This is a genomic window from Paracoccus yeei ATCC BAA-599 (genome assembly GCF_000622145.1).
GTDB lineage: Bacteria > Pseudomonadota > Alphaproteobacteria > Rhodobacterales > Rhodobacteraceae > Paracoccus > Paracoccus yeei.
On the sequence record NZ_JHWH01000010.1, the window covers coordinates 13,395 to 38,219 of the forward strand.

Sequence of the window (24,825 nt, forward strand, 5' to 3'; positions counted from 1 at the left end):
GGAGGCCTCCAGAGCCATCATGTTCACATGATGTTCTCAAAAGCCCACTGCGTCAACGCTATGGTGCGTTTGCTCCTAAGACCGCGCTTCTGAACGAGGAGATCTTCGATACCCTGGACGACGCCCGTCGCAAGTTGGCGCTCTGGCGCTACGATTACAACACCGTCAGGCCGCATTCATCGCTCGGCAACCAGACGCCGCTCGAGGCGCGCCGGACGCTTGAGCAATTTGAGAGCTCCGCGCCCGGCGCGCTTGCCCAGAACCACCGGCCCGACTACCAATCTCAAACCCGTAGACCCTCGTTGTGAACGAGGAACCACCCGGGGGGCAGGTCAAATCCAATTCACATAGCTGTGGGTTCGTTCTCGACCCGGCGCACCGGGCGGGATGAACGTTATCCTGGTTCAGCAAACGACATTACGGCCGATCTCCGGGCAACGCAGCCCAGACCAACGCGCAGAAAGCAAAGGCTGGCCCCGAAAGACCAGCCTGCGGCACCCGCGATCAAGTCGGCACGAACGATCAATGCGCCATGCAGAGCGCGGGAAGGATGCCGGCGCAGGCGACTTCTTCGCTGCCTTCATAGATCATGCGCAGCGCGACGAACAGGATCACGGCAAGGCCGATCCAGGCGATGAAGCGATACTTGTTCAGCACCCGCGCGATCAGCGTGGCGGCCGCCCCCATCAGCACGACCGAGATGAGCAGCCCGATCACCAGCACGCCCACATGTTCGCGCGCCGCGCCGGCCACCGCCAGGACGTTGTCGAGCGACATCGACACATCCGCGATGATGATCTGGATCATCGCCTGCCAGAAGCCCTTCTTGGGCGCGCGCTCGGCGTCGGACAAGGCGTCGTCGGCGTCGTTATGTTCGCGGATCTCGCGATACATCTTCCAGCAGACCCACAGCAGCAGGATCCCGCCGGCCAGTGTCAGGCCGACGATGGCCAGCAGTTGCACGGCGATCAGGGCGAACAGGATGCGCAGGACGACGGCGCCGCCGATGCCCCAGAAGATGACGCGGCGGCGGATCGACGGATCGACCCCCGCGGCCGCCATGCCGACGACGACGGCATTGTCGCCAGCCAGGACGACGTCGATGAAGAGCACTTGCAGCAAGGCATAGAACTCTGCGGCCATAAAGGATTCGGTCAAGGCGAGCACCCGTCGTTATCAAGGACAAGACATCCGCGACTGAGCCTGCTGCGCACACCCTGTCGAGCGATTTCCTGCGACGGGCGCCGCACCTGCCGACCAGCGCGGGAACGTGGCGGGGATGAGCCAAGATCCCGTGAAGGTCAAGGTCCGCCGTGCGCGTCGGCCGGAATGGGACGCGCGGCCGTCCGCCGCATCGGGGGGCAACTGCCCCCTGCTGACAGCAAGGGCCGCGCTCAGGACGGGAAACCCAGCCAGCCCTCCAAGGCCTCCCAGCTTTGATCCATGGGCCATGCCGCGGTATGGGGAATGGCGATATGGCCGTAACGGAACGAGATCTGGCGTTCCGCCGCCTTTTCATCGTGGTCCAGGTCGGCCAGCAGCAGGGCGGATGCCAGCCCGGTGCGGTCCGCCCCCGACAGGCAGTGGATCAGGACCGGCTTGGGCACGGAGCGCATCAACGCGACCAGGGCGGCCGCGTGGTCGCGGTCCAGTTGCCGCCCGGCCGACATGCCGAAATCGCGGTGCACGATGCCAAGCGCGCGCGAGGCGGCGATCTCGGCGTCGTACCAGGCCGCGCCGTCGTGGCGCCCGCGCAGGTTGATGACGCTGCGGATGCCGTGGCCCGCGACCCATCGCGCCAGATCGTCGGCACTGGGCTGGGCGGAGCGATAGGCGACGCCTTCGACCACCGTATGAAAGTTTCCGCGCAGTTGCAGGCTGGCAAGATATCCCCCCGGCAGGGCAAGGCAGACGAAGGCGACGAGGACAAGGCGAAGAAGGGTTTTCATGGGCAACCGTGGCAGTGGATCTGCCCACCCCTCGCGCCCCAACCTGACGCCAACCTGAGCATTGGCGGAAGGCGTGCGATCTCTTTCGCTTCGGCCCCGGGGGCAGATGCGGACAATGGTGATCAAGGATGATGCATTGCGGCAGGGACCGATCCGCGGCGCGGATGACGGCCCGAACCATGACGTGAACGACGATCATGGCCGCCGCGGCGGCAAGGGCCGAGGTCGGGGCCGCGACGACGACCCCCGCCACGGGTGACCGAAGGGGCCATGAAAACGCTGACGACGCCTGCCGCGATGGTGCTGTCCACCACCTCGGCCTTCGCCCAGCCCGCGATGGTCGCCAGGACCGACAAGGGCGAGGTGCTGGTCGATAGCCGGGGCATGTCGCTTTACACCTTCGAAAAGGAAGTCGGCCTGTGAGGGCAAGTGCGCCGCGAACTGGCCGCATAGGCCGGCCCGTTCCGGAAAATGGACAGGCCTTTGCGTCAGACCGCAATGCCGGCAAGGGGCTGCCTCGGATCCAAAGCACATGAATGCAGGGGGAATTTCCAGCCGAGCGGCGGAACTCGGAAACACAATACAGGGCCGCTCGGCTGATGGGCTTTATCTAGCGGAATGTTGACGTGAACGGCAACTTGTCCTTTTGGTCAGTTCGTCGCCTTCGCGGGTTGGACGCAGCCTTGCGCGATCCCGGGACGAACGCCTCTCCGCTGTCGCTTGGCGCTGCGTCTTCCCCTCATTCCAGCGCATAGGCGACGAAATAATCCCCGATCGGCGTCTCCATGAAGTCATGGCCTCCGGCGTTGATGACCAGGAACTGCCGGCCCCCCGCCTCATAGACCATGGGCCCGGCCTGGCCGCCGGCGGGCAGCACGTCCTGCCACAGGACCTTGCCGCTGCGGATGTCGATGGCGCGGATCAGGTCGTCGGTGGCGGCGGCGACAAAGACCAGCCCGCTTGCGGTCACGACCGAGCCGCCGTTGTTCGGCGTCCCGATGTCAAGGGGCAGCATCGAGGGCAGGCCGAAGGGTCCGTTGCGGCGCGCCGTGCCCAACGGCCGGTCCCACAGGACCTGACGCGTCCGCAGGTCGATCGCCATGATCCCGCCATAGGGCGGCTGGGTGCACAGCACCCCGGTCAGCGGCGCGCGCCAGCCCGGGTTCAGTCGGATGGCCCAGGGGGTGTCGCCCTGGGGGTTGATGTTCTCGGGCGTTTCCTGCCCCGGCTCCAGCTGGTCGATGGGCGCGGCCCCCAGGGCGTCGGCCTTTTCGCGCGGTATCAGTTGGTTGCGGTTGGCGGTGATGTTGTAGTTCGCGACCATGATGCCGCGCGCCGGATCGACCGCAACCCCGCCCCAGTCCGAGCCGCCGTTGTAGCCCGGGAACTGGATCCAGGGGCGCTCGGCCGAGGGCGGCGTATACATGCCGCGATAGTCCGAGCGGCGGAACTCGATGCGGCACCAAAGCTGGTCCAGGGGCGTCGTGCCCCACATGTGGCGCTCTTGCAGGTCGGGCTTCAGCACATTCGGGAAATCGGTGACGAAGGGTTGGGTCGGGGACAGGCGGTCCGGCTCGACCCCGCCCTGGGGAACCGGGCGCTCCTCGGTTTCGACCAGCAGGGCGCCGGTGCGGCGGTCGAAGATCCAGAACATGCCCTGCTTCGTCGGCAGGATCAGCGCCGGCACCGGCCCGTCCTGGGTCGGAAAATCGACCAGCGTCCCTTGGGAGCCCAGGTCATAATCCCAGACGTCATAATGCACGGTCTGGTAATGCCAGACCACATCGCCAGTCGTCACGTCCAGCGCCACCAGCGCGGTGGAATAGGTGTTCTCGGCCTCGGACCGCAAGCTGCCCCAATAGTCCACCGCCGAATTGCCCAGGGGCAGATAGACCTGTCCCAGCGCGTCGTCGCCCGAGGCGATGGTCCAGACATTCGGCGTGCCGCGGGTATAGGTCTCGCCCTCGGGCGGCAGGCCCTTTTCTCCGGGCCGGCCCATGTCCCAGGCCCAAAGCAGAGCCCCGCTTTGCACGTCATAGCCACGCACCACGCCCGAGGGCGCGTCGCGGCGCTGGTTGTCTCGCACCTGGGAATTGACGACCGCGACATTGCGCACCACCGTCGGCGGAGAGGTCGGCGCGTACCAGCCGGGCACGGTATGCCCGATGCCCTGGGTCAGATCGACGCTGCCCCCCTGGCCGAAATCGGCGCAGGGCTGGCCGGTGCGGACGTCCAGCGCGATCAGCCGCGCATCCAGCGTGTTCATCAGGACCCGCTGGGCGCAGACGCCATCGGCCTGGGGCGCCGCGTGATAGGCGAGCCCCCGGCAGGTGGCGTTATAGGGGATGGCGTCGGTCGAGACCTGCGGATCATGGCGCCAGTTCTCGCGCCCGGTGGCGGCATCCAGGGCGATGACCTTGTTCATCGCCGAGCAGATCAGCAGCTGGTCGCCGATCTTCAGCGGCGTGTTCTGGTTGGAAAAGCGCTCGTCCCCGGCAGGCATGTCGCCGGTGCGAAAGGTCCAGACCGGCCTGAGGTCCGCGACATTCTCGGGGGTGATCTGGCCCAGGGTGGAATAGCGCCGCGCCTGGTGCGTGCCGCCATAGGCGGGCCAGTCCGCCCCGGCGTCCGGTGCCGATTGCGGGGCAAGGGGCTCGGGTTCGACCGCCGCAACGGCGTCGCCGCGCCCGCCGGCGAGATAGGCAAGCGCACCTCCGCCCAGCAGCGCCAGCGCGATCCTCGCAAGCCACGTTCCGCGCCGGCGCAAGCCCGGCGCGGCCAGAATCACCAGCACCAGAACGACCGTCGGCGCGACCAGCCGGGGCACCTGCGCCCAGCCGTTCAACCCCGCCTCCCACAGGGCCCAAAGGACCGTCGCCCCATAGACCAGCAGATAGACCCACAGCGCGCCGCCCCGTCCCCGGAACAGCAGCCAGGCCGTGACGATCAGCCCGATCCCCGCCGGCAGATAGTACCATGAGCCTCCAAGCAGGATCAGCCACAACCCGCCCGCGGCAATGGCCGCGCCGAACACCCCGATCAGCGCCGCGACAAAGGCCCGCCACCAGAACCATGATCCTCTTGCAACCTGTCCTTGCGGCATCGGCTTTCCTTTCGCGATTTCGGTGGCTGTTCCATCGGAACAGCCCTTGGCCGGGATGGTTCCGACCGAACGCCATTCCTTAGCCTGTCGCAGGGCCCGCGCATGGAACCATCCGCCCCCGCAAGTCATTCATCCCCCAGAACAAAGGGCGGACCATGCAGCAAGGCCAGATAACGTATTGCGGTCCCGCGCCGCTGCCGGGGGAACTCTGGACGGCGTGGAACGGCGATCCGTGGCTGATCGCGGCGCTGGTCCTGGCGGCGCTGGCGGGCTGGCGGGCGCCGTCGCGGGCGGCGTGGCTCGCGGGCGTGGCGGTGCTGGCGGTCGCCTTCATCTCTCCGCTTTGCGCCTTGGCCAGCGCGCTTTTTTCGACCCGGGTGCTGCACCATGTCCTGATCGTCGCCGTCGCGGCGCCCTTGCTGGCCCGGGGCGCGGGCTGGCAGGCGCGGGCCGGGGGCGCCGCCTTCCTGGCCCATATGGGCGCCGTCTGGCTGTGGCACCTGCCCCAGCCCTATGCGGCGGCGCTGGCCTCGGTCCCGGTCTACTGGCTGATGGAGATCACGCTGCTGGCCAGCGCCCTGTGGCTGTGGTCCGCGATGCTGCATGCCGCGCGCGCGGGACAGGCGGTGGCGCTGGCCCTGGGAACGCTGCTGCAGATGGGCATGCTGGGCGCGCTTCTGACCTTTGCCCGCCGCCCACTGTATGAGGCGCATTTCGCCACAACCCAGCCCTTCGGCCTCACTGCGCTGGCCGACCAGCAGCTTGCCGGCCTGATGATGTGGGTGCCGGCGGCGCTGCCTTATCTGGGGCTCGCGCTCTGGCGGCTGACGGGGCATCTGCTGCCCGCCGGCGAGCGCGCATGATCGAGATCCTCAAGGCCCTGCACATCGCCGCCATCGCCGGATGGAGCGCGGGCCTGCTGTGCCTGCCGTCGCTTTACGTCCAGCGCTGCCACGTCGGCAGCCGGGACGAACTGCACCGCCTGCAGGCGCTGGTCCGCTTTGCCTATATCAACCTGGTCTCGCCCCTGGCCTTCGTCGCCGTCGCCAGCGGCACGGCGCTGATCTTCGCCCGCTCGGTCGTGGCGCCCTGGTTCGCGCTCAAGCTGGCGCTGGTGCTGGGCATGAGCTTTCTGCACGTCCTGACCGGCCTTGTGGTGATCCGCCTGTTCCGTGAGGGCGAGCGTTACCCCACCTGGCGCTTCGTGCTGGCCACGCTGGTCGCGGCGGCGCTGGTCCTGGGCATCCTGTGGCTGGTGCTGGCCAAGCCCGCCCTGCCCCCGGCACCGGCCGCGTTCTTTCGGCCCGGCGCGCTGCAGGACCTGCTGGTCCCCCTCAATCCTTGGGCGACACCATGAGGCCGATGCCGTGATCGAAGATCAGCTTGCCGCCATGCCAGCCCGCGATGGCCGTCGTCAGCACCCCCACGACCGACAGGGCCAGCCCCTGGGGCAGCACCGCCTGCGGATCGGCCAGCCGCAGGCCCCAGTTCGCCCCGGCGATGGCGACCAGGGTCATGCCGGCGATGCCATGGGCCCAGCTTGCCGCGCGCGCCCGGATGCCGGGCACGGCCAGCAGTTCGACCGTGCCGACCAGCGCCGCCCCTGCCCCGGCCACGAAGGTCCCGCCCGAGGACCACAGCCCCACCCGCAGCCAGAACGGATCGCCCCCCCACCAATAGATCAGGTCGACCCCCAGGGTGCAGATCATCAGCGCGATGGGGAAATGCACGGCCATGGCGTGCAGCGGATGGCCGGCGACCGCGATGGCCGAGTCGGTGGACTTTTCCTCGACCTTGGCGATCACCGGGTTCTCGTCGCTGCCATGGGTCTCGTCCGCGATGTCGCCAAGGGTGCTCCCGCGTTCCTCGTCGGTGTTCCCGGTCGTCTCGCGGCTCATGGCGGCCCCCTTGCTGGCAGATGCGTTCCCCTGACAAGGCCGGGCCGGGCGTTGGGGTTCCTTGGGCTGCTGCTGGCCCCGAACCTTGCCGGAGCGGCCGACCTGTCGGTGTTGGCCCCCGCAGGCCCGGCGGCGCGGGGCATCGCGACGCTCTGGTGGTGGATGTTCTGGGGCGCGGCGGCAATCTTTGCCGGGGTGATGGCACTGTTCCTGCTGCTGCTGTTCCGCCCCGAGGCGCTGCGCCGCACCAGCCCGCGCCTGTGGCTGCTGGGCGGCGGTGTGGTCTTTCCGTTGCCCGTCGTCACCGTGCTGACCCTTGCCGCGCTGGTCCAGGGCGGCACCCTGCTGGGCGACAGCCTGACCGGCGCCACCCCCCTGCGCATCGAGGCCGAGGCCCGCATGTGGGAATGGCGCTTCCGCTATCCCGGCACCGACATGCCCGAGACGGTGAACCGCCTGCACCTGCCCGTCGGCCGTGATGTCGAGATCCGGGTGACCAGCCTCGACGTCATCCACAGCTTCTGGATTCCGCGCCTGGGCGGCAAGATCGACGCCATCCCGGGCCATGACAACCGCATCCTGCTGCATGCCGACCAGGCGGGGGAATTCGGCGGCGTCTGTTCGGAATACTGCGGCATCGGCCATGCCGAGATGCTGTTCACCGCCCAGGCGCATGACGCATGGCCGGCGGACCTGCCACGATGACGGAACGCCCCATGACCCCTGCGCCGCCACCCCTGTCCCCCATCCGCCGCCACAAGCAGCTGGAACGCATCTGGGCGACGGCGCCCGGTTGGGGGCGGCTGGCGGCGGTGAACCATACCGTGATCGGTCGGCGCTTCATGGCGGTGGCGCTGGTCTTTTTCACCATCGGCGGGCTTCTGGCGATGCTTCTGCGCACGCAGCTTGCCTCGCGCGCCAGCCCCTTCATGGAGCCGGGGACCTATGCGCAGGTCTTTACCATGCACGGGACGGTGATGATGTTCCTGTTCGCCATCCCGTTCTTCGAGGGGCTGGCGATGTATTTGCTGCCCAAGATGCTGGGCACCCGCGACATGGCCTTTCCGCGGCTCTCGGCCTATGGCTTCTGGTGTTACCTGTTCGGCGGCCTCATCCTGATCGCGGCCCTGCTTCTGGGCGTCGCGCCCGACGCGGGCTGGTTCATGTACACGCCGCTGTCCTCGGGCACCTACAGCCCCGGGATCAACGCGGATGTCTGGCTGCTGGGCATCACCTTCGTCGAGATCTCGGCCCTGTCCGCCGCCATCGAGCTGATCGTGACCATCCTCAAGTCCCGCGCCGCGGGCATGTCGCTGGACCGGATGCCGATCCTGGCCTGGGCGATGCTGGTCGTGGGCGGCATGATGCTGCTGGGCTTTCCGCCGCTGATCCTGGGCTCGATCCTGCTCGAGGTCGAACGCGCCTTCGGCCTGCCCTTCTTCGACCCGACGCGCGGGGGCGATCCGCTGCTGTGGCAGCACCTGTTCTGGCTGTTCGGCCACCCCGAGGTCTATATCATCTTCCTGCCCGCCGCCGGGGTGCTCTCGACCGTCATCCCGGTGTTCTCGGCCCCGCCGGGGGCACGCCAGCCGCTGGTCGGATACCGGGCGGTGGTGGCGGCGATGGTGGCCACGGGCTTTCTGTCCTTCGGCCTGTGGGTGCACCACATGTTCGCCACCGGCATCCCGCATCTGGGACTGGCGGTGTTCTCGATCGCCAGCGCGCTGATCGCCGTGCCGACGGCGGTGCAGCTTTTCGCCTGGCTTGCGACCATGGCGGCGGGGCGGCCGCGCTTTTCCATTCCGATGCTGCATGTCGGCGGCTTCATGGCCGTCTTTGTCTGCGGCGGGCTGACCGGGGTCATGCTGGCCATGGTGCCCTTCGATCTGCAGGCGCACGATACCCATTTCGTGGTCGCGCATCTGCATTACGTCCTGATCGGAGGCTTCGTCTTTCCGATGATGGCCGCAGCCTATTACTGGCTGCCGCACCTCAGCGGCCGCCAGCCCATCTGGCACCTGTCCCATGCCGCCTTCTGGACCGTCTTTGCCGGAATCAACATCACCTTCCTGGGGATGCACCTGACCGGGCTCTGGGGCATGACGCGGCGGCTTGACCGCTATACCGACCCGGGGTGGGAGGTGCTGAACTTCATCTCGTCGATGGGCGGCTTCGTCACCACCATCGGTTTCGCGCTGGTGGCGCTGGACCTGATCCTGCTGGCGCGGTTCGGCCGCACCTTCCGCCGCGATCCCTGGGGCGCGGGGACGCTGGAATGGGCGATGCCAACGCCGCCGCCCTCCTATGCCTTCGCCGCGGTGCCCGTGCTCGGGCCGGACGGCGCGCTGCCCTCGGGCCGGGCACTGGCGGCCGGCCAGGGCCTGCTGGCCCAGCCGCGCGGCGAGATGGAGATCCTGGGCGTCGACCCGCTGTCCGGGGCGCCGCGCCAGATCATCATCCTGCCGAAGCCCACCTTCCTGCCGCTCTGGACCGCGCTCGCGACCGGGGGGTTCTTCCTGTGCCTGCTTTTCAAGATCTACGCTCTTGCGCCGCTGATGGTGCTGGCGGTGACGGCGCTGTTCCTGCGGTGGACCCGGACCACGCCCGCGCCCGCGACGCTGGACGCGGGCGGCGGGCTGATGCTGCCGAACCACGTCGCCAGCGGCGATGCCCCCTCGCTTTGGGCCATGCGGCTGGCGATCGCGGCGGATGCGACGGCCTTTGCCTCGCTGGTCTTCGGGGCGGCCTTCCTGGCGCTGTCCGCCCCCGGCTGGCCGCCGCCCGCATGGCCCCAGCCGGGCTGGCCGGCGCTGCTGCCGGGCGCGCTTGCCCTGCTGGTCCTTCTTCTGCCGGCCGAGCGTGTGGCGATCCCCGCCCAGGCCCTGATCTTGGCGCTGTTCGCCTGGGTGCTGTGGCAGACCACCGGCACGACCCGGCACGCCGCGCCGGCGGCGCTGGCAGCGGTCTGGGCCTATGCCGCGATCCATGCCGGCCTGGGCCTGGTCCTTGCCGGCTGGGCCAGCCGCGTGCCCCCGGACCAGCGCCACCTGTCCCGCCTCTGGCAACGCTACGCCGCGCTTCTGACCCTGGCGGCGGCGGGTTTTCCCACGGCGCTGCGCCTGCTGGCCGAGGTCGCCTGACGCCGGCCATGGAAAAAGGGGCGCGACCCGCCGGCCGCGCCCCCTTGTTCGTCACCGCACCCTGCTTCAGCGCAGGTCGAAGCGGTCGGCGTTCATCACCTTGGTCCAGGCCTTGACGAAATCGCGCACGAATTTCTCGGCGCAGTCGTCCTGGGCATAGACCTCGGCCAGCGCCCGCAGCTGCGAGTTCGAGCCAAAGACCAGGTCCACCCGCGTCGCGGTCCATTTCGGCGCGCCGCTGCGGCGGTCGCTGCCCTGGAACAGCATCTGGTCGTCGGAAACGGACTTCCAGACCGTGTCCATGCTCAGCAGGTTGACGAAGAAGTCGTTCGTCAGCACGCCCGGGCGGTCGGTAAAGACGCCGTGCCGGCTGCCGTCATAGTTGGCATCCAGCGCCCGCAGGCCGCCGACCAGTACCGTCATTTCCGGCGCCGTCAGGCGCAGAAGCTGGGCGCGGTCGACCAGCAGCTCCTCGGAGGAGACGGCATAGGTCTTGGCCTGATAGTTGCGGAAACCGTCGGCCCGGGGCTCCATGACCTTGAAGCTTTCGACATCGGTCTGCTCCTGGCTGGCGTCCACGCGGCCGGGAGCGAAGGGCACCTCGACCGCATGGCCGGCGGCCTTGGCCGCAGCCTCGACCGCGGCGGTGCCGCCCAGCACGATCAGATCGGCCAGCGAGACCTTCTTCGCGCCCTTGGCGTCGAACTCGGCCTTGATGCCATCCAGCACGCCCAGCACGCGGGCCAGCTGCTGGGGCTGGTTCGCCTCCCAGTCCTTTTGCGGGGTCAGGCGGATGCGCGCGCCATTCGCGCCGCCGCGAAAGTCCGAGCCGCGGAAGGTCGAGGCCGAGGCCCAGGCAGTCGCGACCAGCTCGCCCGTGGTCAGGCCCGAGTTCAGCAGCTGCGCCTTGAGTTCCGCCACATCGGCGGCGTCGATCTGCGGGTAATCCGCCGCGGGCAGCGGGTCCTGCCAGATCAGGTCCTCGGCCGGGACTTCGGGGCCGAGGTACAGGATCTTCGGTCCCATGTCGCGGTGGGTCAGCTTGAACCAGGCGCGGGCAAAGGCATCGGCGAACTGCTCGGGGTTCTCATAGAACCGGCGCGAGATCGGCCCATAGATCGGGTCCTCGCGCAGCGCGATGTCCGAGGTCAGCATGCCCGGCGCGACGCGCTTGTTCGGGTCATGCGCATGGGGCACCGAATTCGCGCCCATGCCGTGCTTGGGCTGCCACTGCCAGGCGCCGGCGGGGGATTTGGTCAGTTCCCATTCATAGCCGAACAGGTTCCAGAAGAAGTTGTTCGACCATTTCGTCGGGGTCGAGGTCCAGACCACCTCCAGCCCAGACGAGATCGCGTCCCCGCCGTGGCCCGCGCCATGGGTGCTGGTCCAGCCCAGGCCCTGCAGTTCGATGGCCGAGCCTTCCGGGTCGGCGCCGACATGGCTGGCCTCGCCCGCGCCGTGAGTCTTGCCGAAGGTGTGGCCGCCGGCGATCAGGGCGACGGTTTCCTCGTCATTCATGCCCATCCGGCCAAAGGTGTCGCGGATGTCGCGCGCCGATGCCAGCGGGTCGGGATTGCCGTCCGGCCCCTCGGGGTTCACATAGATCAGGCCCATCTGCACGGCGGCCAGCGGGCTTTCCAGCTCGCGCTCGCCGGAGTAGCGGCTGTTGGGGTTGTCGCTGGGGGCCAGCCATTCGACCTCGGAGCCCCAGTAGATGTCCTCCAAGGGCTCCCACACGTCGGGGCGGCCACCGCCATAACCGAAGGTCTTGAAGCCCATCGATTCCAGCGCGACGTTGCCGGTCAGGATCAGCAGGTCCGCCCAGCTGAGGCTGTTGCCGTATTTCTTCTTGATCGGCCACAGCAGGCGCCGGGCCTTGTCCAGGTTGACGTTGTCGGGCCAGCTGTTCAGCGGCGCAAAGCGCTGCGCCCCGGCCCGGGCCCCGCCGCGGCCATCTGCAGTGCGATAGGTACCGGCGCTGTGCCAAGCCATGCGGATGAACAGCGGACCGTAATGACCCCAGTCCGCCGGCCACCAGTCCTGGCTGTCGGTCATCAGCGCGCGCAGGTCGGCCTTGACCGCATCCAGGTCAAGCTTTTTGAATTCCTCGGCATAGTTGAACTCGGCCCCCAGCGGATTGGGCAGCACCGTGTCCTGGTGCAGGACCTTGAGATTCAGCTGGTTGGGCCACCATTCGCGGTTCGAACGACCCCGAGGCATGGCCCTGGGCCCGTTGCCGTGGCCAAAGGGGCAGCCGCCGCTGCCCTGGTTGTCGCTTCCGTCCATCATCTTGTTCCCTCAGGCTGCGTCGTTGTCGTGGCCGTGACGCGCGAACCCGTGGCCCACCCATCATCGTGCCCATGGTCTAGCAGACCCGTTCCATATTTATAACTTTGATTTTCTGATCCATCTGATAAGTTTGCCTTATGATGAACATTACCCTCAGGCAGTTGCGCTATTTCGATGCGCTGGCGCGGCACGGCCATTTCGGACGCGCCGCCGACGACTGCGCGATTTCCCAGCCGGCCCTGTCCATGCAGATCAAGGAGCTTGAGGAATCCGTCGGCGTACCCCTGTTCGAACGCGGCGGCCGCCGGCTGCGGATGACGGCCTTTGGCGAGCTTTTCGCCGAACGCGCCCGCGACATCCTGCGCGGCATGGACGAATTGCACGACCTGGCCCGGACCGCGCGCGTCCACCTGACGGGGCGGCTGCGCATCGGCATCATTCCGACCATCGCCCCCTATCTGCTGCCCGGGATCATCGCCAAGCTGACGGCGCGCTTCCCCTATCTGGAACTCGGCCTGCGCGAGGCGGTGACGACCCGCCTGCTGGACGAACTGCGCGAGGGGCAGCTTGACGCGGTGATCCTGGCGCTGCCCATCTCGGACCCGGGCCTGACCGAAGTGCCGCTGTTTGCCGAACGCTTCGTCCTGGTGCGCCCCGACAGCGACCGCGACAAGCCGGTTCCCAGTCGCGACAAGCTGCACGAGATGCGGCTTTTGCTGCTTGAGGAGGGGCACTGCTTTCGCGATCAGGCGCTGTCCTTTTGCAACATGCGCCCGGCCCGCCCGCGCGAACTGCTGGACGGCAGTTCGCTGTCCACGCTGGTCCAGATGGTCGGCGCGGGCATCGGCGTGACCCTGATCCCGGAAATGGCGGTTCCGGTCGAAACCCACTCGGCCCCGGTGTCGGTCGCCCGCTTCCCCGATCCCCAGCCCGCGCGGACCATCGGGCTGATCTGGCGCAAGACGAACCCGTTGGCCGGACGGCTGGCGGAACTGGCCGAGGTGGTGCGCGAGGCGGCCGAGGCGCAGGGCCTGGCGGCGCGCGGTCCCGTCCCGGACCCGGCGGACACGCCCTAGCGGGCCAGCCAGCCCCCGTCCACGTTCAGGACCGCGCCGTTGACATAGTCCGAGGCGGGGGCCGCCAGATAGACGGCGCTTTGGCCGATATCCTCGGGCCGGCCCCAGCGGCCGGCGGGGATGCGGTCGAGGATGGCGCGCGACCGGTCCGGGTCGGCGCGCAGGGCCTCGGTGTTGTTCGTCTCGATATAGCCCGGGGCGATGGCGTTCACGTTCAGCCCCTTTGCGGCCCATTCGTTGGCCAGCAGCTTGGTCAGCCCGGCCACGCCATGCTTGCTGGCGGTATAGGACGGCACCCGGATGCCGCCCTGGAACGACAGCAGCGAGGCGATGTTGACGATCTTGCCACGCCCGCGCGGGATCGCAGCGCGGGCGAAGGCCTGGCAGGTGAAGAACACCGCCTTCAGGTTCACGTCCATCACCGCGTCCCAGTCGGCCTCGCTGAAATCCACCGCATCGTCGCGGCGGATGATGCCGGCGTTGTTGACCAGGATGTCGATGCGTTCGGCGGCAAAGACATCCCGCGCCGCCATCGGGTCGCTGAAATCCAGCCGCAAGCCGCGCCCGGACCCCATCAGCGCCAGCGTCTGATCGCAGTCGCGGCGGCCTGCGGCGATGACCTCGGCGCCGGCCTGGGCCATGGCGACGGCGATGGCCTGCCCGATCCCGGTGTTCGCGCCCGTGACCAGCGCCACCTGCCCCTGCAGCGAAAACGGGTTCATCGCAGATCCTCCGGCTGGACGAAGTCCATGTCCGTGTAATCCACGTTGTCGCCCGCCATCGCCCAGATGAAGGTATAGCCGCCGATCCCCGCCCCCGCATGGATCGACCAGGGCGGAGAGATCACCGCCTGTTCATTGGCGACGAACAGGTGGCGGGTCTCCTGCGGCTCGCCCATCAGGTGCAGGACGCGGGCCTGCGGCTCCATGCCGTGATAAAGATAGGCCTCCATCCGCCGGTCGTGGACATGGGCCGGCATGGTGTTCCAGACCGACCCGTCCTCCAGCGTGGTATAGCCCAGGACCAGCTGGCAGCTTTCCATGACCAGCGGGTGGATGAACTGGCGGATCGTGCGCTTGTTCGAGGTCTCGACCGCGCCGGTCTTCATCTCCTTGGCATCGGCCACGGTCACCAGCCGCGCGGGCAGCGCCCGGTGCGCCGGGCAGGAGGTGATGTAGAACCGCCCCTGCCCCGAGAACGTCACCGGCCCCGCGCCCATGCCCAGGTAAAGCACGTCGCCCTGCGCCATGTCCCAGGCCTGTCCCCCGGCCTCGACCCGGCCGGGGCCGCCGATGTTGACGACGCCGATCTCGCGCCGCTCCAGGAAGGTGGCGGTCTTCGTCTCGGCGATCCGGTCCAGCACCAGGGCCGCGCCGTCCGGCACCGCGGCCCCGACGACGAAACGGTCGTAATGGGTATAGACCAGCCGGATCTCGCCGGGGGCAAAGATGCCCTCGGCCAGGAAATGGCGGCGCAGGGCGGCGGTGTCCATCGCGCGGGCATGATCGGGATGGACCGCCTGGCGGGTTTCGACATGGATCATCTTGGGGCCTTTCACAGGAAATCGTCGCGGCGGGGCGTGAAGCTGTCGATCAGCGTCCCGGCCTCCAGGCATTCGCAGCCATGTTCGGCGCCCGAGGGGATGACGAACGCATCCCCCGGGCCCACCTCAAGGCTGCGGCCGTCCACCGAAAAGCGGTAGCGCCCGGATTGCACATAGGTCGATTGCACATGCGGGTGGCTGTGCAGATCGCCCCGGTCGCCGGTCCGGAAATCAAAGCGGACGACCATCAGGTCTGGCGCGTGGGCCAGCACGGTGCGGACAGGCGCGCTCATCGGAACACCCCCGGCAGCCACAGCGACAGGGCGGGGATATAGGTCACCATCAGCAGCACGACCAGCCCGGCGGCATAGAACGGCCAGACGCTGCGCATCGCCTCCCAGATCGAGATGCGGGCGACGGCGGCGGCGACGAACTGGACCGGACCCAGCGGCGGGGTGTTCAGCCCGATGCCCAGGTTCAGGATCATGATGACGCCGAAATGCACCGGATCGACGCCGAAGGCGCTGACGACGGGCAGAAAGATCGGCGTGGTGATGATGATCAGCGGGCTCATGTCCATGAAGGTGCCCAGCACCAGCAGGACGATGTTGATCATCAGCAGGATCACGAAGGGATTGTCCGAAACCGACTGCATCCAGTTCAGCGAGATCTGCGCCACATGCAGATAGGCCATCAGCCAGCCGAAGGCCCCGGCCATGCCGATGATCAGCAGGACCATGGCGGTGGTGCGCACCGCCTGCTGGGTCGCATGGACGAAATCGCGCCAGGACATGCTGCGATAGACCAGCGCCGTGACCAGCAGCGCATAGACTACCGCCACGCAGGAGCTTTCCGTCGCCGTGAACATGCCCGAACGCACGCCGCCGAAGATGATAGCGATCAGCAGCATCCCGGGCAGCGATTGCAGCAGGTAATAGCCGACGCGGCCGAAACCCGGAAACGGCTCGGTCGGATAGCCGCGCTTGCGGGCGACCAGCCAGGCGGTGATCGACAGCGCCAGCGCCAGCAGCAGGCCCGGGATGATCCCCGCCGTGAACAGGTCGGCGATGGAAATCCGCCCCCCGCCCGAGATCGAATAGATGATCATGTTGTGGCTGGGCGGCAGCAGCAGCGCGATCAGCGCCGCCATCGAGGTCACGTTGACCGCGTAATCCGCGCCATAGCCGCGCGCCTTCATCTGCGGGATCATGATGCCGCCGACCGCCGCCGCCTCGGCCACGGCGGAGCCCGAAATGCCGCCGAACAGGGTCGATGCGGCGATGTTGACCTGCCCCAGCCCGCCCCGCACATGGCCGATCAGCGAGCCGGCAAAGGCCACGATCTTGGCCGCGATGCCTCCGCGCACCATCAGGTCGCCCGCGAAGATGAAGAAGGGGATCGCCATCAGCGTGAAGACCGAGATCCCGGCCGACACGCGCTGGAACACCACCAGGGGCGGCAGGCCCAGCCAGGCCACGGTCGCGAGGCTCGAGATGCCGAGGCAAAAGGCGATCGGCGTGCCGATCAGCATGAGCGCGGTGAAGACGCCGAACAGGATCAGGTATTCCATGGTTCAGGCCTCGCTCATCAGGACGTCTTCGGCGTCGGGGGCTTCGTCGGCGCGCGCCCGCCCGGTCAGCCGGTTCAGGACATGTTCGGTGATGAACAGGGTGATCAGCACGCCACCCACGAACAGCGGCATGTAGCCGAAGCCTCCGGGCAGGCGGATCACCGGCAGGGTCGTGCCCCAGGTCCTGGACATCAGCTGCCAGCCATAGACCGTCATGCCGACGCCAAAGACCAGCACGGCCAGGTCCGAGCCGAGGCGCAGCCATTTTCCCGCCCCCTCGGGCAGGAAATGCAGCAGCACGTCGAAGCCCATGTGGAAATTCTCGTGCACGCCGACGGCCGAACCCAGGAAGATGAACCAGCTCATCAACAGGATGGCGGTGGGCTCGACCCATAGCAGGCTGTGGTTCAGCACATAGCGCGCAAAGACCTGCGCAAAGACGATGACGGTCATGGCGATCAGCCCGGACCCGGCCAGCCACAGGCTGGCGCGGGACAGCAGGCGGTTCAGCCGGGACAATGCGGCAATGCTGCGACGCATGGCGGCGCCCCCTCCTTTTGTCTCAAGGAACCAAGGCCCGCGGACGATGCCGCGGGCCGGGCGATCACTGGGCTTCCTGGATGCGCTTGACCAGGTCGCGCGCCTCGGGGGTGGTCACGTATTTCTCATAGACCGGGGCCATCGCCTCGATGAATGCGGTCTTGTCCACGTCCTTGATGATTTCCGCGCCGGCGGCGGCAACCTTGTCCTCGCTGGCCTTTTCCTGCTCCGCCCAGAGCCTGCGTTGCAGCGTGGCCGAGTTCTGCGCCGCCTCGCGCATGATGGCCTGATCCTCGGGCGAAAGCTTGTCCCAGCTGGTCTTGGCCACGGCGACCAGCTCGGGCACCATCAGGTGCTGGTCCAGCGTGAAATACTTGGCGACCTCGGCGTGACCCGAGCTGTCGTAGCTGGGGAAGTTGTTTTCCGCCCCGTCGATCACGCCGGTCTGGATCGAGGAATAGACCTCGCCATAGGGCATCGGCGTCGCCGTGGCGCCAAGCGCCGTCATCATGTCCACGAAAACGTCGTTCTGCATGACGCGGAACTTCAGGCCCTTGAGGTCCTCGACCGTCCTGATCGGCTTCTTGGCGTTGTAGAAGCTGCGCGCGCCGCCGTCGTAATAGGCCAGCGGCACCAGCCCGTGCTCCTCGAAGCCCTTGGCGATTTCCTGCCCGATGGGGCCGTCCATCACCTTGTGCAGGTGCTCGTCGGATTTGTACAGATAGGGCAGCGACACCGTCTGCGTAATCGGCACGATATCGTTGAACGACCCGAAGCTGGCGCGGATCATGTCGATCACGCCGAACTGGGTCTGTTCGATGGTGTCCTTTTCCTCGCCCAACTGGGACGACGGAAAGACCTCGATGCAGATGCGACCCTGGGTCTTTTCCTTGACCTCGGCAGCCATCGCCTTGACGCCCTCGACGGTCGGATAGCCGTCGGGGTGGGTGTCCGAGGACCGCAGCGTGATTTCGCATTCCGCGCTGGCGGCACCGGCCAGCGCGGCGGTGGCCAGCAGGGCGGCAAGGGTGGTCTTCAGCACTTTCATTTCATCCTCCCCGATGAAAGTTCAAAGGTTATAGGCCCTCTTGACGAGGCCGTAGGTGAGTTCGTGGGCCAGTTCGGGCGCCTCGTCCGCGTCCAGCCGGCCAGTGGCAACCAGCGTGGCGAGAAAGGCGCAGTCCACCCGCCGCGCCACGTCATGGCGCGCCGGAATCGAGCAGAAGGCGCGGGTGTCGTCGTTGAAGCCGACGGTGTTGTAGAAGCCCGCCGTCTCGGTCGTCATCTCGCGGAACCGGCGCATGCCCTCGGGGCTGTCGTAAAACCACCAGGGCGGCCCCAGGCGCAGGCAGGGATAGACCCCCGCCAGGGGGGCGAGTTCGCGCGCATAGCTCGTCTCGTCCAGCGTGAACAGGATCACGGTCAGGTCGGGCCGCATGCCCACCGCGTTCAGCAGCGGGCGCAGCGCCGCGACGTAATCGGTGGGGCCCGGGATGTCGAAGCCCTTGTCGCGGCCAAACATCGCCATGACCGGGTCCGAATGGTTGCGCCGCGCGCCGGGATGGATCTGCAGGACCAGCCCGTCCTCCAGGCTCATCCGCGCCATCTCGGTCAGCATCTGGCCGCGAAACGCGTCCGCTTCGCCAGCCGAGCACGCACCGCGCAGGGCCTTCTGGAACAGCGCCGCCGCCTCGGCCTGCGGCAGGTCTTCGGTCCGGGCACTGGGGTGGCCGTGGTCGCTGGAGGTCGCGCCGAACTCTTTGAAATACGCCCGCCGCGCCCGATGCGCGTCCAGATAGCCCGCCCAGGTCGCGGTGTCGAACCCGGTCTGCTGGCCCATCAGGGCGACGTTCCCGGCAAAGCCCGCCATCTCGGGGTCGATCACCCCGTCGGGGCGATAGGCCGTCACCACCCGGCCCCGCCAGCCGCTGTCGCGGATCATCCGGTGCCAGCGCAGGTCGTCGGTGGCGGGTTCGGTGGTGGCGATGACCTCGATGTTGAAGCGTTCGTAAAGCGCGCGAGGCCGGAATTCGGGCCGCGACAGGCAGTCGGCGATGTGGTCGTAATACCAGTCCGCCGTATCCGGCCCCAGCCGGCGGTCGATGCCGAAGACGTGGTGAAAGCTGTGGTCCAGCCACAACCGCGAGGGCGTCCCCCGCAGCAGGTGGTAATGCCGCGCGAACAGGCGCCAGATCCTGCGCCCGTCCGTCTCGGACGGCCCGCCGTCGGCGCGCGGCACGCCCAGATCCGTCAGCGCCACGCCCTGCGAACACAGCATCCGAAAGACATAATGATCCGGCGTCACGAACAGCTGCGCGGGGTCGGGAAACGGCTGATCCTCGGCGAACCAGCGCGGGTCGGTGTGTCCATGCGGGCTGACGATCGGCAGGTCGCGGATGTCGTCGTAAAGGCCCCGCGCCAGATCGCGCAGGGCAGGTTCGACGGGAAACAGCCGGTCCTGGTCCAACATGCGTCAATCCCTCCCCGAATCGCGCTTGTCACGTTGCTGATCATCTAATATGCTAGATTACTAGCTTGTCAACGCAAAGGTGAACCATGATCCCGACCCCCGCGATTTTGCCGACGCTTGACGATGCCCGCCCGCCCAGCATCACCGATCAGGTCTATGAGGCGCTTTACGACCGGGTGGTGAACCTGACCCTGCCACCCGGCGCCCGCCTGTCCGAGGCCGAGGTCGCGGCCCAGATGGGCGTGTCGCGCCAGCCGGTGCGCGACGCCTTCTATCGCCTGTCGCAGATGGGATTCGTGCTGATCCGGCCGCAGCGCGCCACCACGGTCACGCCGATTTCCGAACAGGCGGTGCTGCAGGCCTATTTCATCCGCTGCGCGCTTGAGGAAAGCTGCCTGCGCCACGCCACCCACCGTCTGTCGGACCAGCACCTGGACGCGCTGGATGCGCTGATCGCGCGTCAGGACCAGGCGGTCCGGGCCGATGACCGCGGCCTGTTCCACGCGCTGGACGACCAGTTCCACCACGACATCTGCCATTATGCGGGGCTGGGCTTCTTCTGGGCCCTGGTCAAGGAAAACAAGGGCCACATGGACCGCGCCCGGTTCCTCAGCCTCAGCTATAACGGGGCCAGCGCGGTGCGCGAGCATCGCCAGATCCTGCTGGCGCTGCGCCAGCGTGACAGCGATGCGGCCGTGGCCGCGATCCGCCACCACCTGGGCCAGATCAAAGGGATCATCGGCCGCGTCCGCCAGGAACGGCCGGGCCTGTTCGGCGAATAGCCGGGTTTGAAAGCAAGCGGCGGAGTGCGGACGCCCCCGGTTCGCGCCATAATGGCGGGGCGAACCAGGGAAAGGGCCGGACCGATGCCGCAGACCACCGCACTTGACCCCCGCTGGCAGGCCGTGCTGGACCGCAGCCCGGCGGCGGATTTCGTCTTTGCCGTCCGCACCACCGGCATCTATTGCCGCCCGTCCTGTCCGGCCCGCCGGCCCCGGCCCGAAAACGTCAGCTTCCACGCCAATGCGGCCGAGGCCGAGGCGCAGGGCTATCGCCCCTGCCTGCGCTGCCATCCGACAGGGATCGCGCCCGCGCAGGCCAATGCCGATCTGGTGGCGGCGGCCTGCCGCATCCTCGACAGCGCCGATCCGGTCCCGACCCTGCCCGAACTGGCCCGCCGCATCGGGCTGAGCCCGTCGCATCTGCACCGGCAGTTCCGCGCCGCAACCGGCCTGACGCCGGCCGGCTGGGCCAGGGCCGCGCGCGCCCGGCGGCTGCGGGCCGGCCTGGGCGACGGGGCCTCGGTCACCCAGGCCATGCATCAGGCGGGCTATGGCTCGTCCAGCCGGTTCTATGAGCGCGCGGACGAGGTGCTGGGCAGGGCCCCCCGCGCCTATCGCGACGGCGGACGCGGAATGGTGATCCGCCATGCGCTGGACCGCTGCTCGCTGGGGCTGGTTCTGGTCGCCCAAAGCGAACGCGGCATCTGCGCCATTGCCCTGGGAGACGATCCGCAGGCGCTGGCCCACGACCTGCAGGCGTGCTTTCCCCAGGCCACCCTGATCGCCGAGGACGCGGCCCTGGCCGCCGTCCTGGGCCAGGTGGTCGCCCTGATCGAGACGCCGGGCGCGGGCCTGGACCTGCCGCTGGACCTGCGCGGCACGGGGTTCCAGCAACGGGTCTGGCAGGCGCTGCGCGGCATTCGTCCGGGGCAGACGGTCAGCTATGCCGAGCTCGCCCGCCGGATCGGCGCACCGGGGTCGGCCCGGGCGGTGGCCGGGGCCTGCGCGGCGAACCCCGTGGCGGTCGCCGTGCCCTGCCACCGCGTCCTGCGCGGCGACGGCAGCCTGTCGGGCTATCGCTGGGGCGTGGCGCGCAAGCGTGCACTGCTGGATCGCGAATCCCGGGATTAGATGTGTGGATACAGTCTCTTAATAAGACTTCCCAGATTTCCTCGAGGTTCGGAAATACTGCGAGCCTGCGGCGGCCTCGGCCAATTCCGACGCCGCGGCCTGAAGCAGAGGGGCCAGGTCCCGCATCCGCGCCGGTGTCAGGCGCACGGCAGGCCCCGCGATCGACAGGCACCCCAGCGCGGCACCCCCGTCCGGCGGGCACAGCGGAACTGCCATCGCGGCCATGCCGGGGATATAGCTGTCCACGGCCAGCGCATAGCCGCGGTCCCGCGCCTCGGCCAGCACCTGGGGCAGGCCGGTCAGGGAAACGGGCGCCGCCCCGGGACGCGCCTCTTGCCCGGTTTCGTCCCGTTGCTGGGCGGCAGCCAGCGCCAGGGCGCGGTCGTCGTCCAGGCTGGAGAGCCAGGCCAGCCCGCTGGCGGAACTCGCCAGCCCCGCCACCACGCCCTGTTCCTGCCCGGGATCATAGCGCAGCCCGCCCCTGGCCCCCTGCGCCACCGCGACCCAGACCAGCGTGTCGCCATCGGCCACCGACAGCCGCACCAGCTCGCCGCTGTCGGCGGCCAGCCGGTCCAGCACCGGCTGAGCGACGTCAGTGATCCCGGCCCGGCCCAGAAAGCCCAGGCCCATCGCGGGCAGCTTGATGGTCAGCCTGTAGTCGCCCTGCGCCTGGACCTGCCGGACATAGCCCAGCCGCGCCAGTTCCCGCAGCAGGCGGTGCACGCCGCTGGCCGGCTGGCCCAGCCGTCCGGCAAGGGTCGACACCGACAACCCTTCGGGGTGTCGGGCCAGCAAGGCGATGACGGCAAGGGATTTCTCCAGAAGGCTGCTCATGGTCCGGGCTCCGTGACGGCACACCCAGATGCCGCGACGAGGGAGCAAAGGTCAACAGCGACGGGCCCTGCCTTACTTCGGCACCGGCTGCGCGGTCGTCGCCGAATTCTCCTCGGTCTCGCTTTCCTCGGGATGCTCGGCCGCGTCCTCGCCGGTGATCAGGGCGGCCACGTCGTCGGCCATGTCGCGCAGCAACTCCATCTCTTCCTCCTCGAGCGCGCGGGGCTGGGTGTCGAGCAGGCACAGCGCCCCCAGCACCAGTCCGTCGGCCGTGCGCAGCGGCGCGCCGGCATAGAACCGGGTGCGCCACATGGTGATCGCGGGCAGATCGGCAAAGCGCGGGTCGCGGCGCGTGTCCTTGATGACCAGCGTGCTGTCGGTCGAAATGACGTGGTCGCAGACCGCGTCCTCGCGCGGCAGGGTGATCATGTTGGTGCCGTCCTGGGTCACCTCTCCCGGCAGCTCCATGCTTTGGCCGATGATGAATTCATGGTCGGCGTCGATGGCGGTGATGACGGCGAATTCGACGTCGAAGACCTCGGCGGCGCGGGCGGCAAGGGCATCCAGTTCCTCGCGCGCGTGGCCATCCAGCACATTCGTCGCCTCGAGCGCGGCCACGCGTTCGGCGTCGTTTTCCGGACGCGGCGCGGTCTGGCGTTCGCGGGCAAGGTCGGGGGTCAGCATCTGTTCGATGCGCTGCACCGCCTCGGCCATCGAGGCCACGACGGCATCGGCCCCCCATTCGCGGGCCTTGTCGTTCCCGGTCAGGTCGTCCGGCGCGTTCCACAATGCCAGCACGATCTTCACCTCGGGCCAGCGGTTGCGCAGCCGGCGGCAGAAGGATCGCGCCGACAGCATCGGCTCGCGGCTGAAATAGCTCAGGCAGACCAGTTCGACCCCCTCGAGATCCAGCTTGTCCACATAGCGCGCGGTCAGCACGCCGGCCGGGCGCTGGCTGGCCGCGATGCCGCCAAAGGCCAGGGCATGGACCATCATCTCGCAGGCGACGTTGTCGATTTCCCACTTGCCGCCGATGCAGGCCACGCGCGGCGGGCCCTGGGGCGGATCGGGCGGGGTGTAATCCTCACGCAGGTCGTCCAGCAGCACGTCCATGCCGTTGACCACGCGCAGCCGATGTTCGGCCCGCGCCTGGGTCAGGAAGTCGACGCTGGCCTGGCGCAGCACCTCGATGCCGTGGCTGTCGTAGAATTCGATCACCGAACTGTCGTCGATGGCTTCGCTGGCGATCTCGATGGCTTCCTGGGGATCGTCCGCGATCAGCCGCTGGTAGATGCGCGTCGGCACGTCCAGGACCGGGGTCGAGCCGAGCAGCGTGTCCAGAAACTGCAACTGCGGCAGGTTGCGCCCGATGACCAGCAGGCAGACGGTCAGGGGCGTGGACAGGATCAGCCCCACCGGACCCCAGAGCGCGGTCCAGAAGGTCGCGGCCGCGATCAGCGACAGGGCTGAAAGACCCGTCGAGGTGCCGTAAAGCACGGGCTCGACGATATTGCTGCTGATAAGCTCCAGAATGACGACCAGTGCCAGGGTCAGCAGGACCATGTTCCAGCCCGGATCGACCGCGAAGGCCAGGGCCAGCGGAAAGACCGCCGACAGGACCGGCCCGACATAGGGGATGAAGCGCATGACCGCGGCCAGCGTCCCCCACAGGATCCAGCCCGGCACGCCGATCAGCCACAGGCCCGCAGCCATCGGGATGGCGTAGGTCACGTTCACGACCAGCTGCATCAGCAGATATTTCGAGATGCGGCTGCCCGCCTCTTCCATGGCATCGGTCGAGCGGTGCAGGTTGCCGCCCAGCATGCGGATCAGCCGGTCGCGCAGGTCGCCCCGGTCGAGCAGCGCCAGAAACACAAAGACCAGCACGATGCCCGCGGTGGCCACCGGCGCCAGCACCGGGACCAGCCAGGCCACCGCCGTGCGGAACGGGCTTTCGGGCTGGGCCACGACCTGCACGCGTTCGGCGGGCAGGCTTTCCTCGTTCTGGGCGATGGCCTTTTCGACCTCTTCCTGGACGGTCGTGACCATCTGCCAGGCGCCGTCGAAGATGCCCGGACCGCGCATCGAATCGCCCAAGGCATCGATCTTGTCGCGCACCGTGCTTTGGTAGGTCGGCAGCTGCACCGCCAGCAGCCTGACCTGGGACCCGACCAGAACGCCAAGCCCTAGGATCACCGTCACGACCGTCGCCATGACGACGATCACCGACAGCACCCGGGGCAGGCCGCGGCGGCACAGCCAGACGACCAGCGGGCTCAGCGCAAAGCTGATGAGGAAGGCGATGGCCAGCGGGATCAGGACGTCCTGGCCCAGGTAAAGGCCCGACAGGATGGCGGCCGCCGTGACGAACCACGCGGCCAGCCGGACGATATCGGGCTGCGGCCCCGGCGTAACCGGACTTTCCATCACGTTCCCCCTGACACGCGATCCGGCCTTGGCGCCGCACGGCAAGGGAACGCGGCGCGGCGGGGGCGGTTCC

Annotated in this window: 24 protein-coding genes; 10 read left to right on the forward strand and 14 right to left on the reverse strand. The window is 68.2% G+C overall.

The genetic code is table 11. The features are described 5' to 3' along the window. The coding region (locus BU28_RS24510) for a transposase (protein WP_248616137.1) at nucleotides 1–308 on the forward strand (308 nt) is incomplete at its 5' end. A gap of 214 nt (nucleotides 309–522) precedes the next feature. On the opposite strand, the gene BU28_RS22295 is transcribed toward BU28_RS24510, so the two are convergent. Both BU28_RS22295 and BU28_RS0107130 read right to left on the reverse strand, forming a co-directional pair. Then, complete coding sequence (locus BU28_RS22295; RefSeq protein WP_233145035.1) at nucleotides 523–1,158, reverse strand: TerC family protein; 636 nt, start codon at nucleotides 1,156–1,158, stop codon at nucleotides 523–525. 236 nt (nucleotides 1,159–1,394) lie between these two features. Then, a complete protein-coding gene (locus BU28_RS0107130) occupies nucleotides 1,395–1,949 on the reverse strand; it encodes a tyrosine-protein phosphatase (RefSeq protein ID WP_051577973.1) in 555 nt (184 codons plus the stop codon). Nucleotides 1,950–2,085: 136 nt separating this feature from the next. Between BU28_RS0107130 and BU28_RS26590 the strand changes: the two genes are divergently transcribed. Together BU28_RS26590 and BU28_RS25295 are read left to right on the forward strand one after the other, a co-directional pair. Further along, nucleotides 2,086–2,208 (forward strand): hypothetical protein, encoded by a 123-nt coding sequence (locus BU28_RS26590; protein WP_269845843.1) that lies wholly within the window; start codon nucleotides 2,086–2,088, stop codon nucleotides 2,206–2,208. Between the two features lie 11 nt (nucleotides 2,209–2,219). Then, nucleotides 2,220–2,372: a COG4315 family predicted lipoprotein gene (locus BU28_RS25295; RefSeq protein ID WP_155992521.1), complete on the forward strand. Its 153-nt coding sequence runs from the start codon at nucleotides 2,220–2,222 to the stop codon at nucleotides 2,370–2,372. 316 nt (nucleotides 2,373–2,688) lie between these two features. Here BU28_RS25295 and BU28_RS0107145 read toward each other — a convergent pair whose 3' ends face one another. Then, nucleotides 2,689–5,052, reverse strand: a complete 2,364-nt coding sequence (locus BU28_RS0107145; RefSeq protein WP_028718863.1) for a membrane-bound PQQ-dependent dehydrogenase, glucose/quinate/shikimate family — start codon at nucleotides 5,050–5,052, stop codon at nucleotides 2,689–2,691. Between the two features lie 155 nt (nucleotides 5,053–5,207). On the opposite strand from BU28_RS0107145, the gene BU28_RS22305 reads away from it, so the two are divergent. Both BU28_RS22305 and BU28_RS0107155 read left to right on the forward strand, forming a co-directional pair. After that, the gene (locus BU28_RS22305) at nucleotides 5,208–5,915 is read left to right on the forward strand and encodes a cytochrome c oxidase assembly protein (RefSeq protein WP_036762284.1); all 708 of its coding nucleotides are present in this window, start codon (nucleotides 5,208–5,210) and stop codon (nucleotides 5,913–5,915) included. After that, complete coding sequence (locus tag BU28_RS0107155; RefSeq protein ID WP_028718864.1) at nucleotides 5,912–6,409, forward strand: CopD family protein; 498 nt, start codon at nucleotides 5,912–5,914, stop codon at nucleotides 6,407–6,409. Before BU28_RS22305 ends, BU28_RS0107155 begins: the two co-directional genes overlap by 4 nt. Here BU28_RS0107155 and BU28_RS0107160 read toward each other — a convergent pair. Next, entirely contained in the window at nucleotides 6,387–6,950 is a 564-nt protein-coding gene (locus tag BU28_RS0107160) for a DUF2231 domain-containing protein (protein WP_080620263.1), read from the reverse strand. The genes BU28_RS0107155 and BU28_RS0107160 overlap by 23 nt on opposite strands. A gap of 51 nt (nucleotides 6,951–7,001) precedes the next feature. Here BU28_RS0107160 and coxB point away from each other — a divergent pair, with 51 nt between their 5' ends. Continuing rightward, nucleotides 7,002–7,655, forward strand: a complete 654-nt coding sequence (coxB, locus tag BU28_RS22310) for a cytochrome c oxidase subunit II (protein ID WP_036762287.1) — start codon at nucleotides 7,002–7,004, stop codon at nucleotides 7,653–7,655. Between the two features lie 11 nt (nucleotides 7,656–7,666). Beyond that, nucleotides 7,667–10,090: a cbb3-type cytochrome c oxidase subunit I gene (locus BU28_RS0107170; RefSeq protein ID WP_233145036.1), complete on the forward strand. Its 2,424-nt coding sequence runs from the start codon at nucleotides 7,667–7,669 to the stop codon at nucleotides 10,088–10,090. A 66-nt stretch (nucleotides 10,091–10,156) separates the two neighbouring features. Here the strand turns inward: BU28_RS0107170 and katG are convergent, their stop codons facing one another. Then, on the reverse strand, nucleotides 10,157–12,376 hold the full coding sequence (gene katG, locus BU28_RS0107175; protein WP_028718867.1) for a catalase/peroxidase HPI: 2,220 nt from the start codon (nucleotides 12,374–12,376) through the stop codon (nucleotides 10,157–10,159). Nucleotides 12,377–12,516: 140 nt separating this feature from the next. Between katG and BU28_RS0107180 the strand changes: the two genes are divergently transcribed. Then, nucleotides 12,517–13,455 carry a LysR substrate-binding domain-containing protein gene (locus tag BU28_RS0107180; protein WP_028718868.1) on the forward strand — a complete coding sequence of 313 codons (939 nt, stop codon included), beginning with the start codon at nucleotides 12,517–12,519 and terminating at the stop codon, nucleotides 13,453–13,455. Here the strand turns inward: BU28_RS0107180 and kduD are convergent. From kduD to uxaC, 7 genes are all read right to left on the reverse strand, one after another. Further along, nucleotides 13,452–14,177, reverse strand: coding sequence for a 2-dehydro-3-deoxy-D-gluconate 5-dehydrogenase KduD (gene kduD, locus BU28_RS0107185; RefSeq protein ID WP_028718869.1), 726 nt, complete (start codon nucleotides 14,175–14,177; stop codon nucleotides 13,452–13,454). The two genes, BU28_RS0107180 and kduD, sit on opposite strands and share 4 nt — an antisense overlap. After that, complete coding sequence (kduI, locus tag BU28_RS0107190) at nucleotides 14,174–14,998, reverse strand: 5-dehydro-4-deoxy-D-glucuronate isomerase (RefSeq protein WP_028718870.1); 825 nt, start codon at nucleotides 14,996–14,998, stop codon at nucleotides 14,174–14,176. The genes kduD and kduI overlap by 4 nt, the downstream gene beginning before the upstream one ends. Nucleotides 14,999–15,009: 11 nt before the next feature. Continuing rightward, nucleotides 15,010–15,291: a cupin domain-containing protein gene (locus BU28_RS0107195; RefSeq protein ID WP_028718871.1), complete on the reverse strand. Its 282-nt coding sequence runs from the start codon at nucleotides 15,289–15,291 to the stop codon at nucleotides 15,010–15,012. After that, on the reverse strand, nucleotides 15,288–16,568 hold the full coding sequence (locus BU28_RS0107200; RefSeq protein ID WP_028718872.1) for a TRAP transporter large permease: 1,281 nt from the start codon (nucleotides 16,566–16,568) through the stop codon (nucleotides 15,288–15,290). Before BU28_RS0107200 ends, BU28_RS0107195 begins: the two co-directional genes overlap by 4 nt. A gap of 3 nt (nucleotides 16,569–16,571) precedes the next feature. Continuing rightward, a complete protein-coding gene (locus BU28_RS0107205) occupies nucleotides 16,572–17,108 on the reverse strand; it encodes a TRAP transporter small permease (protein WP_028718873.1) in 537 nt (178 codons plus the stop codon). A 64-nt stretch (nucleotides 17,109–17,172) separates the two neighbouring features. Then, the gene (locus BU28_RS0107210) at nucleotides 17,173–18,150 is read right to left on the reverse strand and encodes a TRAP transporter substrate-binding protein (RefSeq protein WP_028718874.1); all 978 of its coding nucleotides are present in this window, start codon (nucleotides 18,148–18,150) and stop codon (nucleotides 17,173–17,175) included. A gap of 27 nt (nucleotides 18,151–18,177) precedes the next feature. Further along, entirely contained in the window at nucleotides 18,178–19,578 is a 1,401-nt protein-coding gene (uxaC, locus tag BU28_RS0107215) for a glucuronate isomerase (protein WP_028718875.1), read from the reverse strand. Between the two features lie 86 nt (nucleotides 19,579–19,664). Here uxaC and BU28_RS0107220 point away from each other — a divergent pair, with 86 nt between their 5' ends. Next, nucleotides 19,665–20,360 carry a GntR family transcriptional regulator gene (locus BU28_RS0107220; protein WP_036762290.1) on the forward strand — a complete coding sequence of 232 codons (696 nt, stop codon included), beginning with the start codon at nucleotides 19,665–19,667 and terminating at the stop codon, nucleotides 20,358–20,360. Nucleotides 20,361–20,444: 84 nt separating this feature from the next. Continuing rightward, nucleotides 20,445–21,491 carry a bifunctional DNA-binding transcriptional regulator/O6-methylguanine-DNA methyltransferase Ada gene (gene ada, locus BU28_RS0107225; protein ID WP_028718877.1) on the forward strand — a complete coding sequence of 349 codons (1,047 nt, stop codon included), beginning with the start codon at nucleotides 20,445–20,447 and terminating at the stop codon, nucleotides 21,489–21,491. A gap of 18 nt (nucleotides 21,492–21,509) precedes the next feature. Here ada and BU28_RS0107230 read toward each other — a convergent pair whose 3' ends face one another. Together BU28_RS0107230 and BU28_RS22315 are read right to left on the reverse strand one after the other, a co-directional pair. Next, entirely contained in the window at nucleotides 21,510–22,325 is an 816-nt protein-coding gene (locus tag BU28_RS0107230; RefSeq protein ID WP_028718878.1) for an IclR family transcriptional regulator, read from the reverse strand. Between the two features lie 72 nt (nucleotides 22,326–22,397). Beyond that, nucleotides 22,398–24,752 (reverse strand): AI-2E family transporter, encoded by a 2,355-nt coding sequence (locus tag BU28_RS22315; RefSeq protein ID WP_036762292.1) that lies wholly within the window; start codon nucleotides 24,750–24,752, stop codon nucleotides 22,398–22,400. Nucleotides 24,753–24,825 lie beyond the last annotated feature (73 nt).